The sequence below is a fragment of the Marinobacterium iners DSM 11526 genome (assembly GCF_900107855.1).
GTDB classification, from domain to species: domain Bacteria; phylum Pseudomonadota; class Gammaproteobacteria; order Pseudomonadales; family Balneatricaceae; genus Marinobacterium; species Marinobacterium iners.
Window position 1 is genome coordinate 75517 of sequence record NZ_FNRJ01000010.1, and the last position, 20308, is coordinate 95824.

Consider the following 20308-nt stretch of genomic DNA (forward strand, 5'->3'; position numbering starts at 1 on the left):
AGGGCTGTTGTTTCAACCGTCCAGGTGTACCAGTCGATTCTGTACCCAGGGGTGATCGCGCAAGCGCTCTGACATATGGTCAAGAAATGCGCGCACCCGTGGGTTAAGGTTGCGGCGGCTGGCGTACAGTGCGTTGATCTCCAGTGGGTCTAGGGTGAACTCATCAAGCACGCGCACGATGCGACCGGTCTTGACCAGTTCGCCGCAGAACACCTCCGGCAGGCGTCCGATACCCATGCCCTGCAGAATCATTTCCCGCACGAAACTCATGCTGTTCGTTCTCAGTCGGCCGCCCATGGTGACCGGCTCGTTGTCATTCCAGTTGGTAAAGCGCAGGTGGTCAAAGGGCTTGAGCAGGCTGATGCACTGGTGATGAGCGAGGTCATCCGGTGTCTTGGGCATGCCGTGCTGTTCCAAGTATTCAGGCGTTGCAAAAAGTCCCCGGTGCAACCCGGCAATATGACGTGCAATCAGGCTGGAGTTGGGCAAAGGGCCAAGTCGCAGAGCCAAGTCGACCCCTTCCTCAATCAGGTCAACGGTCCGGGTGCTCAGCTCGACATCCACTTCCAGTTTTGGGTAGGTCTGCATGAAGCTGGTGATCACCTCGTTCATCATGAACACACCGATCTCGGTGGGCATGGTTAGGCGCAGACGGCCACGCAGCTCGGTTTTGGATGCACTGATGTCGTCCTGAACGGCTTCCAGATCGTCCACCAAAGGCTGCGCCCGGTTGAACAGCTCCTCACCTTCCGGCGTGAGCTTGAGTTTGCGGGTGGTGCGTTGTATCAGCCGGATACCCAAGGTGTCCTCCAGCTGCGCGATACGGCGGCTGATGGTGGACTTCTGTACATTCAGGCTGTCGGCTGCGGCGGTAAAACTGCCGGTTTCGACAACACGGATAAACAGGCTGAGGTCATTCAGATTCATCAAACTCTCCAGAACAGAAAAGAGACCCGGACCTAGCCTCGCGGATCACGCGCGAAGGCCTCGATGGCCTGAATAATGGCCGCCACTCCATTGCCGCGGGATGGGCTCAGGTGACGGCGAATATCCAGCTGATCCAGAACAGCACCGAGATCAGTGCTCAGCAGCTCGGCCGGTGTAAGGCCGTTGATACGGTCGAGCAGAAGCGCCAGCAAAGCTCGCAGAATACGGGCATCCGCATCGGCCTGACAGGCCAGCCGGCCAGTGTCATCCAGTGCCGGGACAAGCCATACACGCGATTCACAGCCATGCAGACGGTAGCAGTCCTGCTTGAGAGCGTCGGGGAGCCCCGGCAGGCTTTGACCAATGTGCATCAGAGCTTGATAGCGGGCGTTCCAGTCTGTTGCAGAGTATACCCTCTTAATCAGGTTTTGGGAGGTTTTTTGTTCGATAAATGCAACGGTGGTTGAGGTTGTCTGGCTCTGTATCAGCTGATCGAGGCAGCTGGCGAGCTGTTCGGCTTCATCCAGTCGGTTGTAAAAGGCAAAGGATGCACGCAGTGAACCCGGCAGTCCTAATGATCGCATCAGCGGCATGGCGCAGTGGTGACCGGCACGAATGGCAATACCGTGACGATCAAGCCAGTGGGCCACATCCTGCTGGTGGAAACCTTCAAGTTCAAACGACAGCAGACTGACTCGATCACTGCCAAAAGGCAGCTCACGGAAGCCTTTAAGTTGCGAGCAGCAGTCTCGTGCGTGCTGTAGAAGTGTCTGTTCATGCCGTTCCATAGCCGTACGATCCTGCTGCTGCAGGTATTCAATGGCGGCTGCCAGCCCTATGGCGCCCTCGATATTGGGCGTACCGGCCTCAAAGCGAAACGGCAGATCGGCATAGGTTGTTCCGCTGAAACTGACATCGCGGATCATCTCGCCGCCACCTTGCCATGGGGGCATCTGCTCAAGCAATTCTCGGCGTCCCCAAAGGGCACCAATGCCGCTGGGTCCAAACAGTTTATGGCCAGAAAAGGCGTAGAAATCACATCCGAGCCTGGTCAGATCAATATCAAAGTGAGGCAGGGCCTGCGCACCATCCACCAGCGTGACAGCACCGGCATCGCGGCCAAGCCTGCACAGCTGCTCAATCGGATAACGGGTACCTAGTGCGTTGGATACATGACTCAGTGCGATCAGCTTGGGTTGTTTCTGCAGCAGCAGCCGGTAGGCGTCAAGATCGAGATCACCGTCGGGCTGCAGTGGAATCACCTCGATACGGGCACCCACCGTTTCGGCCAACATCTGCCAGGGTACGATATTGGCGTGATGGGAACTCTGCTGCAGCAGAATCAGGTCATCGGCGCGCAACTGGTTACGGCCCCAGCTCTGGGCGACCAGGTTGATCGCTTCAGTAGTGCCGCGTGTCCAGATAAGACAGGCAGGATCGTCAATGCCCAGCCAGTTAGCCAAGGTGGTGCGGGCCTGCTCGAAGGCAGTGGTGGCCTGTGCTGACAGCGCATGGCTGCCGCGATGTACATTGGCGTTGCTTGTCTTGTAAAAGCGACTGATGGCTTCGATGACGACACGAGGCTTTTGGGTCGTGGCTGCATTATCGAGGTAGATCAGTGGCTGGCCATGTACTCGCTGCGACAGCAGCGGGAAATCCCGCCGCCAGCGCACAGGGTCAGAAGGGCGGGAATGGATCAAGCCGTTGCCTCTGCTGCCTGAGATCGGTCAAGCTGACTGCGCCAGCGCGCATATAGCATGGCCGCGTTAAACAGCGTTACCAGCAGTACACAGTCGATGATGCCGAGCCAGCGAGTGGGTGGCACCAATGCGGCAATTACGGCTTCAAGGAAGTAGAGCAGAAGCACAAAGCATAGCCAGGCATGACCACGCGGCTTTCCTGAAATCACAACCGGTGCAAAGGCTGCAAGCGGCAGAAAGTGCACCAGCCAGATAACCCATGGATTGTCGCCCTTTGAAGGTGACAGCCAGAGATACCAGAGAGTGAACAGCAACAGCAGGCCGAAATAGCTCAGTAGAACCAGTGTGCGGCTGATGCGGGTTTTCAGTTCCAAGGTGCTCATCAGACCTCCCGATGCAGTTTGAGTGCCAGCTGAGCCAGGCGTCGGCCCTGCTTGGCCGCCAGCGCCTTTTCATGTTCATCCAGTTCAGAGCGCTCACTCTGACCACTGACGTGGGTTGCCCCGTAGGGTGTGCCGCCAGTCTGAGTTTCCAGCAGCTCGGTTGCGCTGTAGGGCAGCCCAGCGAGCACCATGCCGTGATGCAAAAGAGGCAGCATCATGCTGATCAATGTGGTTTCCTGTCCACCATGCAGGCTGGCACTGGAGCTGAAAACGCAGGCTGGCTTGTCGATCAGGGCACCGGAGAGCCAAAGGCTGCTGGTGGAGTCGATAAAGTACTTGAGTGGCGCTGCCATATTGCCAAAGCGGGTGGGGCTGCCCAGCGCAAGGCCTGAACAGTGGGCGAGGTCGGCTTCGGTACAGTAGATGTCGCCACTGTTGGGGATGTCGGATGCAGTCGCCTCGCACACGGTCGATACAGGCGGGACCGTGCGCAGCCTTGCTTCCATCCCGGCCGCTTCAATACCGTGGGCTATCTGATGAGCCAGGGCACGGGTCGCGCCACTGCGGCTGTAATAGAGCACCAGAACGTATGGCTGACTCACGCCAAAATCTCCAGTACCGCTTCCGGCGGGCGACCGATGCGGGCGCGATCGCCGTTGATGACGATCGGGCGCTCAATCAGTTTGGGGTGCTGGGTCATCGCCTTGATAATGGCGGCATCATCCAGCTCCGGGTTGTCCAGACCGGCCTCTTTGTACTCGGCCTCTTTTACGCGTAGCAGCTCCCGCGGGCTTATGTTCAATGCTGCCAGCACTTGCTTCAATTCGTCAGCCGTTGGGACATCCTTCAAATATTCCCGCACCTCAGGCTCGATACCCTGTTCCTGCAGAAGTTGAAGGGTCTGGCGTGACTTGGAACAGCGTGGATTGTGATAGATGCTAATCGACATAAGGGCTCCGTTTCGGGCTTTCAATACAGTCTCTGGGGCCCTATTGTATAGGGCATAACCTTGTTTAGTTAAGAGAGAGTGTATGCAGAAGGGATCCCTGCCAGTGGTTTTGGTATTCATTCGTTCACTGGCACGTCAGTTTCAGGCCAATCAGGGCATCCTGAATGCGGCGGCACTGACTTATACCACGCTGTTTGCCGTTGTGCCCTTGATGACGGTGTCTTACTCGATGCTGGCAGCTGTACCGAACTTCAAAGGGGTTGGTGAGCAGGTTCAAGCTTGGATCTTCGCCAATTTTGTGCCTGCTACCGGTGAAGTGGTGCAGAACTATCTGGGTACCTTTGCCTCGCAAGCACAAAGTCTGACCGTAATCGGCATCGTGTTTCTGGTCATTACCTCAATCATGATGATGAAAAACATTGAGGCGGCCTTCAACCGGATCTGGCGAGTGGCCGAGCCGCGCAAGGGGCTGTCGAGCTTTCTGCTCTACTGGGCCGTGCTGAGCCTGGGGCCTGTCCTGATTGGTCTGGGACTGCTGCTGACCTCCTATATTGCCAGCCTGTCCATTATCACCAGTGCCACCGAGGTGGTTGGCCGGGCACGACTGCTGTCAGTCTTACCTCCGATATTCTCAGCGCTGGCGTTCATGCTGCTGTATGCGGCAGTACCCAATTGTCGCGTACCGTTGCGAAATGCGGCTCTTGGTGGTCTTTTTGCGGCTGTCCTGTTCGAAATCGCCAAGCGTGGCTTTGTCCAGTTCGTCACTCTATCGCCGTCCTATCAGCTTATTTATGGTGCTTTTGCGGCAGTGCCTCTGTTTCTGGTCTGGATCTATATCAGTTGGGGAATCATTCTGCTGGGGGCTGAACTTACACGGTTGCTGACGGTGAGTCAGGTCAATAAGTACCGGACCAATGAGCCTCACCTGTATACTATTTTGGCCGTGCTGCAGCGCCTCTGGCGCGCGCAGCAGGAAGGTGAGCCCGTACCTGATCGGGTGTTGCTCAAAGAGGTTCCCGGGCTTGATCAAGGGCGCTGGGATGATTACGTACAGTTGCTCAGTGGCGCCGGGCTGATTCGGCGTACAGAGGGTGGGCAGTATCTGCTCAGTCGTGATCTTGGCAGTTATACCCTGTTGCAATTGCAGCAGGAGCTGCCCTGGCCACTGCCGGACCCGTTGCCCGAAGAGGGTGAGCACTGGCAGCGAGAACTTCAGCTAAGGTTGCGTCAGTTGCAGGTGCAGCGGGGCGAAGCGCTTAACCTTAGCCTGCAGTCACTGTTTCGTGACAATGACAGACAACACGAACTGGAAACACGGGAGTGATGATGGCAAAAATCTGTGTGCATGCGCGGATAACCGGCCGGGTACAGGGTGTATGGTTCCGTCATTTTACCCGCGAACAGGCGGAGGCAAACGGTCTGACCGGTTGGGTCCGAAATCTGCCGGACGGGTGTGTCGAGGCACTGCTGTGCGGTGAGGAAAAGGCAGTACGTCACGTAGAGGCCTGGCTCAACACTGGGCCGGAATTGGCCAATGTGGCGGATGTCAGCTCTGATGATCAGTCTTTCGATGACAGCCTGCAGGCGTTCGAGATTATCGACTGAGCGCTTTCTTGAGCCATTGTGCCAGCTGGAGAGCCCGTGGCGATTCAGTCTCTCCGGGCAGCCAGAGGCTGAGTCTGGCTTCGGTCTCAATAAAGCCCCACGGGGCTGCCAGCCGGCCGGTTCGCAGATCCTCTTCCACCAGATATTCAGGTGCAATCGCAACGCCCAACCCCACCAGTGCGGCCTCTAGCATGTAGTTGAGATGCTCGAATGATTGCCCAATGGTCAATTCAGATACGGCCAGATTTTGCGCATGGCACCACAGCGGCCACGCCTGTGGCCGCGACAGGGTTTGCAGCAGTGGCAGCTGCAGCAGGGCGGCTGGGTCCGGCTGTGAGGTTGATGGTACCAGTTTGGGGTGCATCACCGGACCGATTCGTTCCGGAGCCAGATCAATCACCAACTGATCGGATGGCCAGGGCGGGCTGGCAAATCTCAGCGCTGCATCTATCCCGGGCCTCAGAGTCTGCTCTTCTTCACTGGCGGTCAGATGCAGCTCAAGCTCAGGGCAGTCCTGTTTGAGCTGATCAAGGCGCGGGATGAACCAGCGGGCGAGAAAACTGCCGCTGCAGCTGAGTACCAGTGGAGCGCCGGCGGCCTCACGTTGCAGCGCATTGCAGGCGCGTTCAAGCTGTGAGAATGACTCCTGCGTTGTACGGTAGAGGCGGTGTCCGCTGTCGGTCAGTTCAATGCCGCGGCCAACGCGCCGAAACAGCTGTACACCGAGTTGCTCTTCAAGTTGCCGGATTTGACGGCTGACCGCACCATGGGTGACGTGCAGACACTCAGCGGCGCGTGTGATACTCAACTCGCGTGCAGCCGCATCGAAGGCACGCAAGGCGTTGAGCGAAGGCAGGGAATGCAGGACTCGTGTCATTTTATCTGTTACTTTTTCTCACAAATATGTGTGATCTTATCGTTTTTTAATCGTCATTGCATGTACTAGACTTGCCGTCAAATCCAGGCTTTTTGGAGTAACACACATGAGCACAGACAACACTCTCAGGCAGGGGCCCGACGCCAGCGGCTTTTTTGGCCGTTTTGGTGGTCGTTTTGTAGCCGAAACCCTGATGCCGCTGATACTCGAATTGCAGGCGGAGTATGAGCGTGCCAAGCAGGACCCGGCCTTTCACGCCGAGCTGGAGAATTTGCAGAAGGATTATGTCGGTCGCGAAAGCCCGCTTTACCTTGCCGAGCGCCTGACCGAGGAGTTGGGTGGAGCCAAAATTTACCTCAAACGCGAAGACCTTAACCATACCGGCGCACACAAGATCAATAACTGCCTGGGGCAAATTTTGCTCGCCCGCCGCATGGGCAAAAAGCGCATCATTGCCGAGACCGGTGCCGGCATGCACGGTGTGGCCACCGCAACCGTTGCAGCCCGTTTCGGCATGGAGTGCGTGATCTACATGGGCAGCACTGACATTCATCGTCAGCAGCCCAACGTGCAGAGGATGAAACTGCTGGGCGCCAAGGTCATTCCCGTGACCAGTGGTACCGGCACGTTGAAAGATGCGATGAACGAAGCGCTGCGTGACTGGGTGACCAATGTCGACAGCACTTTTTATATCATCGGCACGGTAGCGGGTCCGCACCCCTATCCGGCTATGGTACGCGATTTCCAGGCTGTCATCGGTGAGGAAACCCGGCGCCAGGTCATGGAGAAGGAGGGTCGCCTGCCGGATACCTTGATCGCCTGTATCGGTGGCGGTTCCAACGCCATGGGACTGTTTCACCCGTTCCTTGATGACAAGTCGGTCAAAATGATTGGCGTGGAAGCCGGAGGCGAAGGGCTCGACAAGCGTCATGCGGCCAGCCTCAAGGGCGGTGAGCCGGGTGTGCTGCACGGCAACCGTACCTTCCTCTTGCAGTCCGAAGACGGCCAGATTCAGGATGCACACTCGATCTCGGCCGGTCTGGATTATCCGGGCATCGGTCCCGAGCACGCCTGGTTGCATGACATCAAGCGTGTTGAATATGTGGCCATCACCGACCAGGAAGCGCTGGAAGGGTTCAAGGCACTGTGCAAGTACGAGGGCATCATCCCGGCGCTGGAGTCATCCCATGCCATCGCCTATGTCACCAAACTGGCACCGACGCTGCCGAAGGACCATATCATCGTTATCAATCTCAGTGGACGTGGTGACAAGGACATGGCAACCGTAACCGAACATCTGGCAGCCGAGCTGGCACAGTAAGGGGTACAGAATGACAGCAAATAACATCGCCAGTCGCATGGAGCGCCGCTTTGCCGCGCTGAAACAGGAAAACCGTGCTGCACTGGTCACCTTTGTTACCGGTGGTGACCCTGACTATGACAATAGCCTCAAAACGCTGCTCGGACTGCCGGGCGCCGGTGCGGATATTATTGAGCTGGGCATGCCGTTCACCGATCCAATGGCAGACGGTGCGGCCATTCAGTTGGGCAGCCAGCGTGCGCTGGCCGGTGGCCAGAACATGGTCAAGACCCTGCAGATGGTACGCGAACTGCGTAAGCAGGATCAGGATACGCCGGTGGTGTTGATGGGGTATTACAACCCGGTCTACCGCTACGGCGTGGAAAAATTCCTGCAGGAGGCGGCTGAAGCCGGTGTGGATGGACTGATTGTGGTCGATTTGCCGCCGGAGCATGATGATGAGCTTTGTATTCCTGCCCGTGAAGTGGGTATCCACTTCATTCGTCTGGCAACACCGACCACCGATGCCAAGCGCCTGCCGGGTGTACTGAACAATACCTCCGGCTTCCTGTATTACGTTTCCAGTACCGGTGTAACCGGTGCCGCCGCTCCTACACCCGAGAAGGTGCAGAAAGAGGTGGAAGCAATCAAGGCACATACCGAAATTCCTGTGGCTGTGGGGTTCGGTATCCGTACACCGGAGCAGGCTGCGCGGATCGCAGGTTTCGCTGATGGTGTAGTGGTGGGCTCGGCACTGGTTGACTGCATCGCGCAGGCCGAAACGCCGGAAGCGGGTACTCAGGCCGTGCTTGCGCTGACACGTGAGCTGTCTACCGCCGTGCGCACAGCTCGACAGTAAAACGGTTTAACGGATCTTCAATCCCGGATCTGCAGTCAAGAGCTGCCGGTCCGGGATTTTTGTGTTTGGCTCACGCCATATTCAACACCTTCTGCCCCGAGGGGCGCTGACGCATCCGTTCCAGATATTCCTTTACTGCTCCGCTCCCGATCAGTTCGTCACCCAGCGGCAGCCTGGCGACATAGTCCAGAATCGGTGTCAGCAGTGCATCAGCCATGCTGTAGTCCCGACCGCAGATAAACGGGTTGTCTGCCAGCAGCTCGCGCACACGTTTAAGCACGGAGCGGGCAGCCGGCAACCTTTCCTGTACCTTGTCCAGGCGAATCTGGCCGTCTGCCCCCTTGGGAAATGCGAATTCCAGCACGATATCGCGTAACAGCGCCTGGTCAATATAAAGTGCAATTTCGGCACTGCGTTCATCTACACGTGCGCGCTCAAGAGGATCGGCAGGCTGCAGGGCAGGGCCATCAAAGCGTGCATCCAGGTATCGACAGATGGTACTGGTTTCTATCAGTATCTGACCGTCATGCAGCAAAGCCGGCAGCTTGCCGTAGGGATGGATTGCGAAATGCTCGGGACTTTTGGAACGGATCTCCGTGCCGGCGGGAGCCATGCCGCAGGTATAGTGGATACCTTTTTCCTCGCAGCAAAGCATGACCGAACGGGCAAAGCTGCTGAATGTTGGGGCAAAGATGTAGACGCTGCTTTCCATTGGGTGTCTCCTTCGTGTTGTGAAAGACTGCAGTCTGGTACGAACTCAAAATATGTTAAAGAACATATTGTTGTCCTGTGGCATGCTGTATCGGAGTCCAGCAGGAGAATTGACATGCCATGGCCTAGCACGCGCCGTGCCGAGAGTCGTGATCGGATATTATTCAGTGCCGAAAGGTTGTTCACCAAGTCCGGCTTTGACCAGGTCAGCATCGATCAGGTGATGCAGGATGCAGGTATGACCCGAGGTGCCTTTTATGCCCACTTTCGTTCCAAACAGGAGCTGTATTCCGAAGCGATTCTATCGGCTGCATGGCGTATGGGCGCTCAGCATCCGACCGATGTCGAGACGCTGATTCGGGCTTATCTGAGCCCCGAGCACCTTGGGCAGAAGAAAGGAAGCTGTCCGCTGGCGTTTCTGGTATCGGATATTGGTCAGCGCGATCAGCCGGTACGGGACAGCTACACAAAAGTATTCAGTGCATTGGCTACCAAGGTTTCTGGCGTACCTGATGCGGAGCCCGATGCAGCTGCGTTGAGGGCTTTGGTGCTGATGGTGGGTGGTGTGGCGGTTGCGCGGGCGCTGAACGATCCGATACTGGTGGAGAGGGTGCTGGCAGCCTGTCGTGAGGGTGCCTTGTCGGAGACGGCGTCCGTGCCGATCTAAAATGGTGTCCCCGGCTGGCTCCCGAAGGGCTCCGACCCGGGCGAATGTGGGGTCAGTCTACTGCGTGGGCACAGTTCCGGCAGTAGTTGACCTCGATAATGGGGTGGTACAGGTCTTCAATCGCGCACAAGTCGGCACGGTATTCTTCCGGCGTCGTATTGCCATGGGTCACCACGGCGGCAACCAGTGTCCATGCTCCCTGTCCGACCGACCAAACATGCAAGTCGACGATGGTGGTATCGTCGTGTTTGCGCAGTTGTTCGAGTGCTGCATGGCGGATCGTATCGGGACCTTCCCGATCCAGCAACACGCCGGAAGTCTGGCGCAGCAGCCCCCATGACCAACGCAGAATGATTAACGACGCGACCAGTGCAATTGCCGGGTCCAGCCAGGTCCACCCCCACAGCCAGGCGGCGGCCAAGCCCGCAATGGCGGCAACGGAGGTGAGGACATCGGCCATGATGTGTACCAGAGCCGCACGCAGGTTTGAGTCCTCATGGTGTTCGTGTGCATGTTCACTGTGGCCGTGATGGTGCTCGTGCTGGCCGGACAGCAGCCAGATAGAGAGCAGGTTTACTGCCAGACCAATGATCGCCACGATCATCGCTTCCTGGGGCATGAGTTCGGTTGGTGTCAGCAGTCGATGAATCGACTCGTAAATCAGCCAGAGTGTTGAGACACCCAGTAGCAAAGCACTGGTATAGGCGGCCAGGTCGGCAATCTTGCCGCTGCCCAGACTTAGACGGCGATCGTGAGCGTGGCGGCGCGATAGATAGTATGCGAGTGCAGCCAGGCCTAATGCCATTGCATGCCCAGCCATGTGAATACCGTCAGCAAGCAGTGCCATGGAGCCGGTAACAATACCGGCGATCACTTCTGCCAGCATGGTGATCAATGTTAGCAGAGTGACCAGAGTGGCGCGCTGTTCGGCCTTGCGCTTGTGTCCTTGACCGAAGTCGTGCGGATACTGAAGTTGATCTGCCGTCTGACATTCCAGGGAGGAGGGGGGCTGTTTGGACATGACAACTCCGAAAGTCGATTACACAGGTGAAGCTCACCAGTGTATCAAGGATTCGGGTAAAGCGAGAGGGGGGTAGCAGGAGGGGAAATCGGGTGCCCGAACGCAATTCGGGCACCCAAGGAATCAGCTCATGCGGCTGAGCAGGAATTCCAGCGCGGTATCGGCCGCAATATCCTGAGACTCGGCGTCACGGCGACCCTTGTATTCCAGGGTGCCATTTTTCAGGCCACGATCGGAGATTACCAGTCGGTGAGGCAGTCCCATCAGCTCCATATCGGCAAACTTGACGCCTGGGCGCTCCTTGCGGTCATCCAGTAGTACATCAACACCCGCCTTGCGCAGCGCATGGTAGAGCTCATCCGACTTGGCGCGCACCTCTTCCGACTTGTCGTAGTTCAGCGGAACCAGTGCCACACTAAAGGGCGCTAATGCCTCTGGCCAGATAATGCCGTTATCGTCATGATTCTGCTCGATAGCAGCAGCCACCACGCGCGTTACGCCGATGCCGTAGCAGCCCATGCTCATCACCGTGGCCTTGCCGTTTTCATCCAGCACGGTTGCGCTCATCGCTTCAGAGTATTTGCGCCCCAGCTGGAAAATGTGTCCGACTTCGATACCGCGACGGATCTGGATGCGGCCCTGGCCACATGGGCTTGGGTCACCTTCGACCACGTTACGGATGTCAGCCACCTGCGGGGTGGGCAGGTCACGCTCCCAGTTGATGCCGAAGTAATGTTTGTCGTCAACATTGGCGCCGGCGCCAAAGTCAGACAGTGTTTCAACGCTGCGGTCGATGATGCAGGGAATCGGCAGGTTGATCGGTCCAAGTGAGCCGGGCCCGGCACCAATGACGCCACGAATCTCGTCATCTGTGGCGAAACGCAGGGGAGCCTCAACGCCGTGCAGTTTTTCGGCTTTCACTTCGTTCAGCTCGTGATCGCCTCGCACCAGAAGTGCGACAAAGTCAGCATCAATCTCATCGCCTGCCGCCACGATCAGTGTCTTGACCGTCTTCTCAATCGGCAGGTTGAACTGCTCTACCAGCTGAGCAATGGTTTTGGCGTTGGGTGTATCGACCAGCTGCATCTCTTGCGTCGGGGCCTGACGCTGGCCCAGTGCCAGTGCTTCAGCCATTTCGATGTTGGCGGCATAATCACTGCTGTCGGAGAAGGCGATGTCGTCTTCTCCGGACTGAGCCAGAACATGGAATTCGTGTGACGAATCACCGCCAATAGAGCCGTTGTCGGCCAGCACCGGGCGGAAGTCCAGACCCAGGCGGGTGAAAATGTTGGTGTACGCCTGATGCATGATTTTGTAGGTATCGACCAATGAATCCATTTCGGCGTGGAAGGAGTAGGCATCCTTCATGATGAACTCACGCGAGCGCATGACACCGAAGCGAGGACGGATTTCATCACGGAATTTGGTCTGGATCTGATAGAAGTTCGCCGGCAGCTGTTTGTAGCTTTTGATTTCGCGGCGAATCAAGTCGGTAATCACCTCTTCGTGTGTCGGGCCGACACAGAACTCGCGGTCATGACGGTCACGCAGACGCAGTAGTTCGGGGCCATACTGTTCCCAGCGGCCTGACTCCTGCCATAGCTCAGCAGGCTGAATGGCGGGCATCAGCACTTCCTGAGCACCGGCAGCGTCCATCTCTTCACGCACAATGCGCTCCACCTTGCGCAGGGTGCGCAGGCCCAGCGGCAGCCAGCTGTAAAGGCCGGAGGCGACTTTGCGAATCAGCCCGGCACGCAGCATCAGCTGGTGGCTGATCACCTCGGCGTCAGAGGGAGTCTCTTTCAGGGTTGCAATCAGGTATTGGCTAGCTCGCATCGATATGCAGTCCGTTTCAGAATGAAAATGGCCCCCATTTTAGGGGGCCGGGCGCAGGCTAACAAGTGTTCCGGTGTCAGGCTGCCTGACAGTGTTGTTCGACAAACTGGATAAGAGCGTCAAGCTGGTGTTCGTTAAATACCGGCAAGCCGTTGCGAATCAGCTCATCGGCCGCCACACCGGGGGCATTTGTGAGCGTACCCGTGAAGCTGCCATCATAAATTTCCTGGTTGCCGCAGGAAGGGCTGCGGGCTTTCATCAAGGCGCAGCAACAGTCATGTTTGTGTGCCAATTCAAGCGTTTTCTCGGCCCCGCTGAGAAACTCGGGAGTTACATCGTCCCCGGTGCTGGTTGTGATCAGGATGGGAAAGCGGGTCTGGGTCTCAGCCGGGGGGCGGGGAGTGGGCAGGCCACCAAGGGTTTCTGGGCAGACGGTTACCAGTTTTCCCTGCTGTTGCCAGCGCTTGAGGATCGGGTGGTCAAGCAGATTGTCGCGGCCGTCATAGCGCACCTTGGCCCCGAGCAGGCAGGCGCTGATCAAAACTTTACTCATAAATACTCTGCACAATCGTGTTTATTGTTATTTTAGCGCGCGTATTTTACCGCTCTGTTGCAGTCAGGGCCAATACCACCAAAGTCAGGACTGCATGATGCAGTCCACCAGGTAGCGCTGTCGCTCCGCAAGTCTGACCGCATCGTTGTTCAGTTTCAGTGTTAGCGCGGCGTCAGCCACCGTACGTTGGGCGCCTTCACTGATAAGCTCGATCTGTTGGCTAACCTCACGCACGACACTGCTTTGCTCTTCGCTGGCACCGGCAATGCGAGTGGCCATATCACTGATCAGCTCTATCGCCCCAAGAATTTTTGCCAATACAGCACCGGTCCCTCGATCTGTTCAACACTCTGCTCCGATAGGGTGCGCTTTGCATCCATGGCGGAGACAATGGCGCCTGTTTGTTGTTGCAAAGCGCCTATCATTTTTTGAATTTCCCCGGTTGCCTGCTGGGTACGCTGTGCCAGCTGGCGAACTTCATCGGCTACAACGGCAAAACCACGGCCGTTCTCACCAGCGCGTGCGGCCTCAATCGCGGCATTCAGCGCCAGAAGGTTGGTCTGTTCGGCAATATCACGAATCACATTGATGATGGAGCCGATCCCTTGGCTCTGCTGCTGCAGGGCCGCTACAGAATGGGTTGTGTCCGCAATCGAGTCAGCCAGGCTGCGGATGCCGGAGACCGCTGCATCTACGACCTGTTGCCCCTGGCGGGCGCTGGACTGTGCAGCCTGGGTCTGATCGGCGGTGTTGGCGGTGCTGGTGGTCATCTCCTGAATCGTGGAGCTGATCTGATTCATGGCGGTTGCCAGTTGAATAAGTGAAGATTGCTGCTCCTCGATTTCATTGCAGGTGCGGCTCATCACATCAATACTTTGATGCGCTCCGCTGAGAACCTCACCCGACGCGTTCTGCATCCGCATCAATACCGAGTCCAGCTGAGACTGCAGCATCTGCAGGCTCAGACCCAGCTGACCAATATCGTCATGGGTGCCGGTATAGATCATCTGCTTGATGGGGTGGTTGACCAGTGTGCGACTCTGTTGCACCAGGGAGCGCAGCGGCTTGCATAGCCAGGTTGTGCTGATAAAGAGCACCAGCAGGGTAGTGGCGACTGCAGCCCAGTAGAGAGGCTCGGACATATCCTGCCAAAGCCCAAGCAGTAACATGGGCAACAGGCAAAGACTTTGTGCCATCCAAAGCCGTCCGCGCAGATCCGGCAGAGGCCAGCGCAGTGCAAGCGGCATTTTGCCCCGGCGGCGCAGGCGATAGATGGTGGCGGCTCGTTCGGTCGCGATTCTGAGCGGAATACGGAAAATGCATTGGCACTCGATAATGCGCCCCTGCTCTATGACCGGGATGACATAGGCATCGAGCCAGAGAGGGGAGCCATCACGGCGAGCCAGTTGCAGCATTCCCATCCAGGGCTTGCCTTTGCCAACGGTACTCCAGAGATCCTTGAGCGGTCCTTCGGGCATTTCACTGTGGCGCAGGGATTGCAGCATCTGCCCTGTTAATGATGGGCGTTCATGGCCACTGTATTCGATAAATGCATGGCTGGCTTCACGAATTTCACCCTCGGGGCCGGTGACGAGAATCAGGTTGCTGTCCTGGTGCCGGGTCTTATTATTCTGTTCCATATTGATCCGCTGTTGGCTGGTCGATTGGGGTACGGACCCTGCAAATTACAGGCCACCCTGAAGATCGATTTTGACCCTTGATTGCAACGAAAAATAGCCATTCAGTGCAGCATTTGGTCACTTCATGCAGTTGCATAGTGATGATTTGATCAATTTGGTCAGGAAGGTTTACGTCAACGACAAGCAGTTATATATTCGGGATATCCCTTAAGGGAAACTGCTGCTTCCCGGCTCCGATAATAAAGATAAAAAGAGGGGAATACCCATGAGTAACCAGGCTTACAAGCCATTCTATGACCAGTTTGATGCCCAACAGCTGGCCGCCCGGATTCTTCAGGGCGACTTGACCCAGGGGATCAATGTCTGTGTCGAAATCTGCGACAAATGGGCGTCTGATCCCAACCGAATTGCGCTGAACTACCAGGGTGTAGAGCGCCCCCCCGAAAGCTGGAGCTTTGCCAGGCTGAAGGCTGAGTCGGCCCGTTTTGCCAACCTGCTGTCGCAACAGGGTGTTGGCAAGGGAGACCGAGTGGCCGCGCTGTTACCGCGTACGCCGGAGCTGCTGGTGGTGATTCTTGGCACGCTCAAGGCAGGAGCGGTATATCAGCCGCTGTTTACAGCCTTTGGCCCCGGCGCCATCGAATACCGTCTGGACAAGGCCTCAACCCGTCTGGTCGTAACCGATGACCAGAACCGTTTCAAGCTTGATGACGTTAAAAACTGCCCGCCCATTGTGCGCGTAACAGCTGCCGGGCCAGACAGTCATCAGGATATTGACTATCACGGCAGCCTGGCGGCCCAGTCGGAGCAATTTGAGCCTGTGCTGGTGAGCGCCGACGATCCGATGCTGCAGATGTTTACCTCCGGTACGGTTGGCAAGTCCAAGGGGGTTGCTGTGCCGGCGCGTGCGCTGCTTTCATTTCATGTCTATATGACCTGGGCGATTGATCTGAAACCTGAGGATCAGTACTGGAATGTTGCTGACCCGGGTTGGGCCTATGGGCTCTATTATGCGGTAATCGGCCCACTGCTGTTGGGCGCGACCACGCACTTCAATGAGAATGGTTTCACCCCCGAGACCACCTATCGCATGATCCGTGAGTACGGCATCACCAATCTCGCGGCCGCTCCAACGGCCTATCGTATGTTAATGGCGAACGATCATGTCCTGGCCAAAGATGAGCAGCTGGGACTCAGGGTAGCCAGCAGTGCCGGCGAGCCACTTAATCCCGAAGTGATTAGTTGGGTGGGGCGCCGTCTGGGTTGCCCGGTAATGGATCATTATGGCCAGACTGAAACCGGGATGACCTGTTGTAACCATCATGCCTTGGAGCACCCGGTACGGGTAGGGTCCATGGGCTATTCATTGGCAGGCCATCGCGTGGTTGCACTCAACGGTGAGTATGAAGAGGTGGGGCAGGATGAAACCGGTCAGCTGGCCGTTGATGTTGAGCACTCCCCGCTGTTTTTCTTCCAGGGCTACACCTGGGGCGAGAAGGATCCTTTCCATGGTCGTTACTATCTGACCGGTGATGTGGTGATCAGCCACGGCGATGGCAGTTACTCCTTTACCGGGCGTGACGATGACATCATCACGACGGCTGGCTACCGTGTGGGGCCGGCGGATGTGGAGAGTACCTTGCTGGAACACCCAGCGGTGGCGGAGTCCGGCGTGGTAGGCAAGCCAGACAGTTCTCGCGGGTCCGTGATCAAGGCCTATGTGGTGATTAAGCCGCAGTACGACCCCGATGAGACACTGGCCGATGAGCTCAAGGAGCTGGTACGAAATCGGCTGTCGACCCATGCCTTCCCGCGTGAAATAGAGTTTGTGCAGGAGCTGCCGAAAACGCCCAGTGGCAAAATACAGCGCTTTATTCTGCGTAACCAGGCGCGGGAAGAGGCTGATCAATAAGAATATGATAAGGAGTGACCCGATGCAGGTCATGGATTTTGATGAGATGCAGCTGTTCCTGCGTGACCATTTTCCGCAGGGGGAGCAGTATGGTCGGTTGGATTCTTTGGGCGATGGTTGGGCCGAAATGAGACTGGCAGTGGGTGATGATCATTTGCGACCCGGTGGTACGGTTTCAGGCCCTACCATGATGGGATTGGCGGATGTGGCGTTGTATGCGGCACTGCTCAGCCGAATTGGCCCGGTCGCCCTGGCTGTGACCATCAATCTCAACATCAATTTTCTGCGCAAGCCCAAAGCCAATGTGGATCTGTTGGCCCGTGCCGAAATGCTGAAGGTGGGCAAGCGGCTGGGGGTGGGTGAAGTTTATATCCGCTCCGCCGGTGAAGATGACCCGGTGGCCCACGCGACCATTACCTACTCGATTCCGGAGGGGGCATGAGTTCAATTCAATGGCACGATGAGCAGGTCGAGCTGAGTGAAGGTGTGAAGCTGCAGCTGCGTTGGGGACGCCAGCCATCCGGTAAAGGAAGGCCTGTACTTGTGCTGCTGCATGAGGCGCTGGGTTGTATCGACATGTGGAAACGGTTTCCACAGCAGTTGGCTGAAGCGACGGGGCTGGATCTGCTGGTGTTTGAGCGTCGGGGGTATGGCCGCTCAACACCCATTACGTTGCCGCGCCCGGATGATTATCTGCTGCAGGAAGGACAAATATGGCTGCCGCAACTATTGGACCGGCTTGGGCTTGATCAGGTGATTCTGTTTGGTCACAGTGATGGCGGCTCCATTGCCATGATTGGTGCTGCCAGCTGTCCCGAGCAGGTAAAGGCAGTGGTTACGCTGGCGGCTCATATCTATGTGGATCACCTGACGCTGGCCGGAATAAAAGAAGCGGTGAAACGTTACCATGGCACCGATCTGCCGGAGCGCCTGGCGCGCTATCATGGTGATCGGACAGATCTTATTTTCCGCGCATGGTGCGAAACCTGGCAGCGCCTGTCCTGTTATCAGGCCTTGAATCTGAGACCGCAGCTGGCCGAGATCCGCTGCCCGTCACTGATCATGCAGGGCGATCGGGATGAATATGGTGTGCCAGAGCAGGTGACTGACAGCTGTGCGACCATTGGCCCGCAGGCCGAAGCTGCATTCATTGCTGACTGCGGCCATGTGCCCCACCTGGAGCACCCTCAGGCGGTGATCGATCGCACGCGCGTCTTTCTGGCTGAAGCTGGATTGGTCTGAGCCCTAGAGCGTCAGTCGGCTGTGCATCTGCACCAGCTGTGCCAGACTTTCTGCCCTCATCTTGCTCATTACACGGGAGCGGTGAACTTCTACCGTTTTCGGGCTGATTCCGAGGGTTTCGGCAATCTCACGGTTGGAGTTACCGGTCACCACCAGCTCCATCACCTCACGCTCGCGCCGGCTCAGCGTTTCATACAGCTCCTGCAGCTCTCGCTGTTCGTTCTGTTCGCTGAAACGCTTGCCGGCTTCGGCCATCGCCTTGTCGACCAGGCGTAGCAGCACCTCGTCATCGAATGGTTTCTCAAGAAAGTCGAGAGCGCCGTTTTTCATGGCGTTGACGGCCATGGGTACATCACCGTGGCCGGTAATGATGATGACCGGCAGACGAATGTCACGCTCCCGCATCAGTTGCTGCAATGCCAGACCGTTGATTTCCGGCATGCGAACATCCAGCAGCATGCAGCCGGAGCGGCCGTCGTACTGGTCAAGAAAGAGTTGCGCCGACGCGAAGCTCTCGACGTTGTATGGGGTGGACTCCAGCAGCCACTGCATGGAATCTCTGAAGTCCGCATCGTCATCGATGATAAAAACGGTTGCCTGTGAGTTGGTCATGCCTGCCCCTTGAGCGGGAGTTGAAAGTGAAACCGGGTGCCACTTTGACCATCGCTCTCAACCCAGAGCCGGCCACAGTGGCTTTCGATAATGGTATGTGAAATGGACAGCCCCATGCCAAGCCCGTTTTCCTTCGAGGTGATAAACGGCTCAAACAGGTTGTCCAACTGGGCTGGGTCGATGCCTGGCCCCTGGTCGATGACGCTGACCGTAATACGTTTGCCTTCGACTCGGGTCCGAATGGTAACCGGCTTGGGGCTGATGTCAGAGTCGCTGTAGGCTTCGATCGCGTTGCGAACCAGATTGAGCAAAACCTGCTCGATCTGCAGGCGGTCGGCTTCAAGTATGGGGCTGTCGGGGTCGAGGTCGAAGTCGAAGCGGATGCTGTTGTCGAGCGCTTCCTGATTGAGGAATCGAGTTACCTCGATGCAGGTCTCATTGACCGGGAAGCTGACACGCTGGAACTCGGTGCGACGGACAAATCGACGCATGCGCTTGATGATTTCGGAAGCGCGCCTGGCCTGGGCCGATATCAGTTCCATGGAGCGAGTAACCTGAGTCAGCTCTGTGATCTGGCCTTCTTCGAGCCTGCGGAAGGTGCCGTTGCAGTAATTGATAATGGTCGCCAGCGGCTGGTTGATCTCGTGAGCCAGCTCGGTGGCCATTTCACCGACCGACAGCAGGCGTGACATGTGAGCCATTTCCAGCTGCTGACGTTTTGCCTTTTCTTCCGCCTTGCGCTTGAGCGTAATGTCGCGGGCAATGATGGAGTAGTACTCCACCTGCATGTTTTCGGCACGGTTGCGGTGGGCAATGATTTCACGAATTTCGGCGATGCGACCGGGGTTGCCTGCCGGGTAAAGCGGGATGCTGCCGTACCAGGTCCCGTACAGGGCAGCATGTTGCAGCGCAGGCTCTACCAGTGTGTGCAGCACATCCTGCGGGAACAGCTGGTTAAGGTAGAACACCGCCAGATTTTCGCGTTCGGCACCGAAGGTGCGGTAGGCCGTTTCATTCATGTAGGTGAGTTGCAGCGTGCGGTGGTTGCAGAACAGGATCATGTCCGAGGATGCTTCCACGACTCGCGCCAATCGTCGGGTCGCTTGCTGTGCCAACTCACGCTCGGTGACATCGCGGGATACGCAGATAATCTCGACAGGGTGTCCAAGCTCATCACGAATGGTGCGACTGGTGGTTTCCAGCCAGATGTAGTGGCCGTCCCGGTGCTGAAAGCGGTATACATTGGTATACATGCCGCGGCGATAGCGAACTGAATCGGCTCGTTTCTTCAGGTTGTCGGCATCGTCCGGGTGAAACAGGTCATAACCCGAGGTGCCGATGATTTCGTCCGCACGGTAACCCAGCATGCGCTCGATGGCAGGATTAACATCGATGAAGGTCCACTCGGGCGTGGGGGTGTGGCGCGAAATCATGTCGGTGGACTGTTCGGCCAGCAGACGATAACGGTCCGCTTCCTGCAGACAGCGCTGCAGTTCCTGCTCAAGTGGTTGCAT

Annotated in this window: 22 protein-coding genes; 8 read left to right on the forward strand and 14 right to left on the reverse strand. The window is 57.1% G+C overall.

Features of this window, described 5'->3' with window-relative positions:
• Positions 1–12: 12 nt before the first annotated feature.
• The 5 genes from BLV48_RS11665 to arsC are packed head-to-tail and all read right to left on the reverse strand — an operon-like array spanning position 13 to position 3959.
• The gene (locus BLV48_RS11665; protein ID WP_091826964.1) at positions 13–927 is read right to left on the reverse strand and encodes a LysR family transcriptional regulator; all 915 of its coding nucleotides are present in this window, start codon (positions 925–927) and stop codon (positions 13–15) included.
• Between the two features lie 32 nt (positions 928–959).
• Entirely contained in the window at positions 960–2627 is a 1668-nt protein-coding gene (locus BLV48_RS11670) for a SufS family cysteine desulfurase (RefSeq protein WP_254775028.1), read from the reverse strand.
• Complete coding sequence (locus BLV48_RS11675; protein ID WP_175527654.1) at positions 2624–3010, reverse strand: DUF2069 domain-containing protein; 387 nt, start codon at positions 3008–3010, stop codon at positions 2624–2626. Before BLV48_RS11675 ends, BLV48_RS11670 begins: the two co-directional genes overlap by 4 nt.
• Positions 3010–3612, reverse strand: a complete 603-nt coding sequence (gene wrbA, locus BLV48_RS11680) for an NAD(P)H:quinone oxidoreductase (protein WP_091826966.1) — start codon at positions 3610–3612, stop codon at positions 3010–3012. The genes BLV48_RS11675 and wrbA overlap by 1 nt, the downstream gene beginning before the upstream one ends.
• The gene (arsC, locus tag BLV48_RS11685) at positions 3609–3959 is read right to left on the reverse strand and encodes an arsenate reductase (glutaredoxin) (RefSeq protein WP_091826967.1); all 351 of its coding nucleotides are present in this window, start codon (positions 3957–3959) and stop codon (positions 3609–3611) included. Before arsC ends, wrbA begins: the two co-directional genes overlap by 4 nt.
• 82 nt (positions 3960–4041) lie before the next feature.
• On the opposite strand from arsC, the gene BLV48_RS11690 reads away from it, so the two are divergent.
• The gene (locus BLV48_RS11690) at positions 4042–5283 is read left to right on the forward strand and encodes a YihY family inner membrane protein (protein ID WP_091826968.1); all 1242 of its coding nucleotides are present in this window, start codon (positions 4042–4044) and stop codon (positions 5281–5283) included.
• Between the two features lie 2 nt (positions 5284–5285).
• Complete coding sequence (locus BLV48_RS11695) at positions 5286–5564, forward strand: acylphosphatase (protein ID WP_091826969.1); 279 nt, start codon at positions 5286–5288, stop codon at positions 5562–5564.
• On the opposite strand, the gene BLV48_RS11700 is transcribed toward BLV48_RS11695, so the two are convergent.
• Positions 5554–6441 carry a LysR family transcriptional regulator gene (locus BLV48_RS11700; protein WP_091826970.1) on the reverse strand — a complete coding sequence of 296 codons (888 nt, stop codon included), beginning with the start codon at positions 6439–6441 and terminating at the stop codon, positions 5554–5556. The two genes, BLV48_RS11695 and BLV48_RS11700, sit on opposite strands and share 11 nt — an antisense overlap.
• A 106-nt stretch (positions 6442–6547) precedes the next feature.
• Between BLV48_RS11700 and trpB the strand changes: the two genes are divergently transcribed.
• Positions 6548–7762 carry a tryptophan synthase subunit beta gene (gene trpB, locus BLV48_RS11705; RefSeq protein ID WP_091826971.1) on the forward strand — a complete coding sequence of 405 codons (1215 nt, stop codon included), beginning with the start codon at positions 6548–6550 and terminating at the stop codon, positions 7760–7762.
• A gap of 10 nt (positions 7763–7772) precedes the next feature.
• Positions 7773–8600, forward strand: a complete 828-nt coding sequence (gene trpA, locus BLV48_RS11710; RefSeq protein WP_091826972.1) for a tryptophan synthase subunit alpha — start codon at positions 7773–7775, stop codon at positions 8598–8600.
• A 70-nt stretch (positions 8601–8670) separates the two neighbouring features.
• Here trpA and BLV48_RS11715 read toward each other — a convergent pair whose 3' ends face one another.
• Positions 8671–9312 (reverse strand): glutathione S-transferase family protein, encoded by a 642-nt coding sequence (locus BLV48_RS11715; protein ID WP_091826973.1) that lies wholly within the window; start codon positions 9310–9312, stop codon positions 8671–8673.
• Positions 9313–9426: 114 nt separating this feature from the next.
• On the opposite strand from BLV48_RS11715, the gene BLV48_RS11720 reads away from it, so the two are divergent.
• Positions 9427–9978, forward strand: a complete 552-nt coding sequence (locus BLV48_RS11720; protein WP_091826974.1) for a TetR/AcrR family transcriptional regulator — start codon at positions 9427–9429, stop codon at positions 9976–9978.
• 52 nt (positions 9979–10030) lie between these two features.
• Here BLV48_RS11720 and dmeF read toward each other — a convergent pair whose 3' ends face one another.
• The 5 genes from dmeF to BLV48_RS11745 form a co-directional block, all read right to left on the reverse strand.
• Positions 10031–10999, reverse strand: a complete 969-nt coding sequence (gene dmeF, locus BLV48_RS11725) for a CDF family Co(II)/Ni(II) efflux transporter DmeF (protein ID WP_091826975.1) — start codon at positions 10997–10999, stop codon at positions 10031–10033.
• A 123-nt stretch (positions 11000–11122) separates the two neighbouring features.
• A complete protein-coding gene (locus tag BLV48_RS11730) occupies positions 11123–12835 on the reverse strand; it encodes a proline--tRNA ligase (RefSeq protein WP_091826976.1) in 1713 nt (570 codons plus the stop codon).
• 76 nt (positions 12836–12911) lie between these two features.
• Positions 12912–13388, reverse strand: coding sequence for a 2-thiouracil desulfurase family protein (locus BLV48_RS11735; protein WP_091826977.1), 477 nt, complete (start codon positions 13386–13388; stop codon positions 12912–12914).
• Positions 13389–13472: 84 nt separating this feature from the next.
• Positions 13473–13706, reverse strand: coding sequence for a hypothetical protein (locus BLV48_RS11740; protein WP_139253912.1), 234 nt, complete (start codon positions 13704–13706; stop codon positions 13473–13475).
• Entirely contained in the window at positions 13682–15028 is a 1347-nt protein-coding gene (locus BLV48_RS11745; protein WP_091826979.1) for a methyl-accepting chemotaxis protein, read from the reverse strand. Before BLV48_RS11745 ends, BLV48_RS11740 begins: the two co-directional genes overlap by 25 nt.
• Positions 15029–15293: 265 nt before the next feature.
• Between BLV48_RS11745 and BLV48_RS11750 the strand changes: the two genes are divergently transcribed.
• From BLV48_RS11750 to BLV48_RS11760, 3 genes are read left to right on the forward strand one after another with little or no spacing between them, the layout of a single operon-like run.
• Entirely contained in the window at positions 15294–16940 is a 1647-nt protein-coding gene (locus BLV48_RS11750; protein WP_091826980.1) for an AMP-binding protein, read from the forward strand.
• Between the two features lie 22 nt (positions 16941–16962).
• The gene (locus BLV48_RS11755) at positions 16963–17382 is read left to right on the forward strand and encodes a PaaI family thioesterase (RefSeq protein ID WP_091826981.1); all 420 of its coding nucleotides are present in this window, start codon (positions 16963–16965) and stop codon (positions 17380–17382) included.
• Positions 17379–18182, forward strand: coding sequence for an alpha/beta fold hydrolase (locus BLV48_RS11760; RefSeq protein ID WP_175527655.1), 804 nt, complete (start codon positions 17379–17381; stop codon positions 18180–18182). The genes BLV48_RS11755 and BLV48_RS11760 overlap by 4 nt, the downstream gene beginning before the upstream one ends.
• A gap of 3 nt (positions 18183–18185) precedes the next feature.
• Here BLV48_RS11760 and BLV48_RS11765 read toward each other — a convergent pair whose 3' ends face one another.
• Both BLV48_RS11765 and BLV48_RS11770 read right to left on the reverse strand, forming a co-directional pair.
• A complete protein-coding gene (locus BLV48_RS11765; RefSeq protein WP_091826982.1) occupies positions 18186–18794 on the reverse strand; it encodes a response regulator transcription factor in 609 nt (202 codons plus the stop codon).
• Complete coding sequence (locus BLV48_RS11770; protein WP_091826983.1) at positions 18791–20308, reverse strand: PAS domain-containing sensor histidine kinase; 1518 nt, start codon at positions 20306–20308, stop codon at positions 18791–18793. The genes BLV48_RS11765 and BLV48_RS11770 overlap by 4 nt, the downstream gene beginning before the upstream one ends.

What these genes read in the sequence shown, in the direction of transcription:
- BLV48_RS11665 (WP_091826964.1), bottom strand. Translation starts at nt 927, where the DNA reads ATGAATCTGAATGACCTCAGCCTGTTTATCCGTGTTGTCGAAACCGGC.
- BLV48_RS11675 (WP_175527654.1), bottom strand. Translation starts at nt 3,010, where the DNA reads ATGAGCACCTTGGAACTGAAAACCCGCATCAGCCGCACACTGGTTCTA.
- arsC (WP_091826967.1), bottom strand. Translation starts at nt 3,959, where the DNA reads ATGTCGATTAGCATCTATCACAATCCACGCTGTTCCAAGTCACGCCAG.
- BLV48_RS11690 (WP_091826968.1), top strand. Translation starts at nt 4,042, where the DNA reads ATGCAGAAGGGATCCCTGCCAGTGGTTTTGGTATTCATTCGTTCACTG.
- BLV48_RS11695 (WP_091826969.1), top strand. Translation starts at nt 5,286, where the DNA reads ATGGCAAAAATCTGTGTGCATGCGCGGATAACCGGCCGGGTACAGGGT.
- BLV48_RS11700 (WP_091826970.1), bottom strand. Translation starts at nt 6,441, where the DNA reads ATGACACGAGTCCTGCATTCCCTGCCTTCGCTCAACGCCTTGCGTGCC.
- trpB (WP_091826971.1), top strand. Translation starts at nt 6,548, where the DNA reads ATGAGCACAGACAACACTCTCAGGCAGGGGCCCGACGCCAGCGGCTTT.
- trpA (WP_091826972.1), top strand. Translation starts at nt 7,773, where the DNA reads ATGACAGCAAATAACATCGCCAGTCGCATGGAGCGCCGCTTTGCCGCG.
- BLV48_RS11715 (WP_091826973.1), bottom strand. Translation starts at nt 9,312, where the DNA reads ATGGAAAGCAGCGTCTACATCTTTGCCCCAACATTCAGCAGCTTTGCC.
- BLV48_RS11720 (WP_091826974.1), top strand. Translation starts at nt 9,427, where the DNA reads ATGCCATGGCCTAGCACGCGCCGTGCCGAGAGTCGTGATCGGATATTA.
- dmeF (WP_091826975.1), bottom strand. Translation starts at nt 10,999, where the DNA reads ATGTCCAAACAGCCCCCCTCCTCCCTGGAATGTCAGACGGCAGATCAA.
- BLV48_RS11730 (WP_091826976.1), bottom strand. Translation starts at nt 12,835, where the DNA reads ATGCGAGCTAGCCAATACCTGATTGCAACCCTGAAAGAGACTCCCTCT.
- BLV48_RS11735 (WP_091826977.1), bottom strand. Translation starts at nt 13,388, where the DNA reads ATGAGTAAAGTTTTGATCAGCGCCTGCCTGCTCGGGGCCAAGGTGCGC.
- BLV48_RS11745 (WP_091826979.1), bottom strand. Translation starts at nt 15,028, where the DNA reads ATGGAACAGAATAATAAGACCCGGCACCAGGACAGCAACCTGATTCTC.
- BLV48_RS11750 (WP_091826980.1), top strand. Translation starts at nt 15,294, where the DNA reads ATGAGTAACCAGGCTTACAAGCCATTCTATGACCAGTTTGATGCCCAA.
- BLV48_RS11755 (WP_091826981.1), top strand. Translation starts at nt 16,963, where the DNA reads ATGCAGGTCATGGATTTTGATGAGATGCAGCTGTTCCTGCGTGACCAT.
- BLV48_RS11760 (WP_175527655.1), top strand. Translation starts at nt 17,379, where the DNA reads ATGAGTTCAATTCAATGGCACGATGAGCAGGTCGAGCTGAGTGAAGGT.
- BLV48_RS11765 (WP_091826982.1), bottom strand. Translation starts at nt 18,794, where the DNA reads ATGACCAACTCACAGGCAACCGTTTTTATCATCGATGACGATGCGGAC.
- BLV48_RS11770 (WP_091826983.1), bottom strand. Translation starts at nt 20,308, where the DNA reads ATGCAACCACTTGAGCAGGAACTGCAGCGCTGTCTGCAGGAAGCGGAC.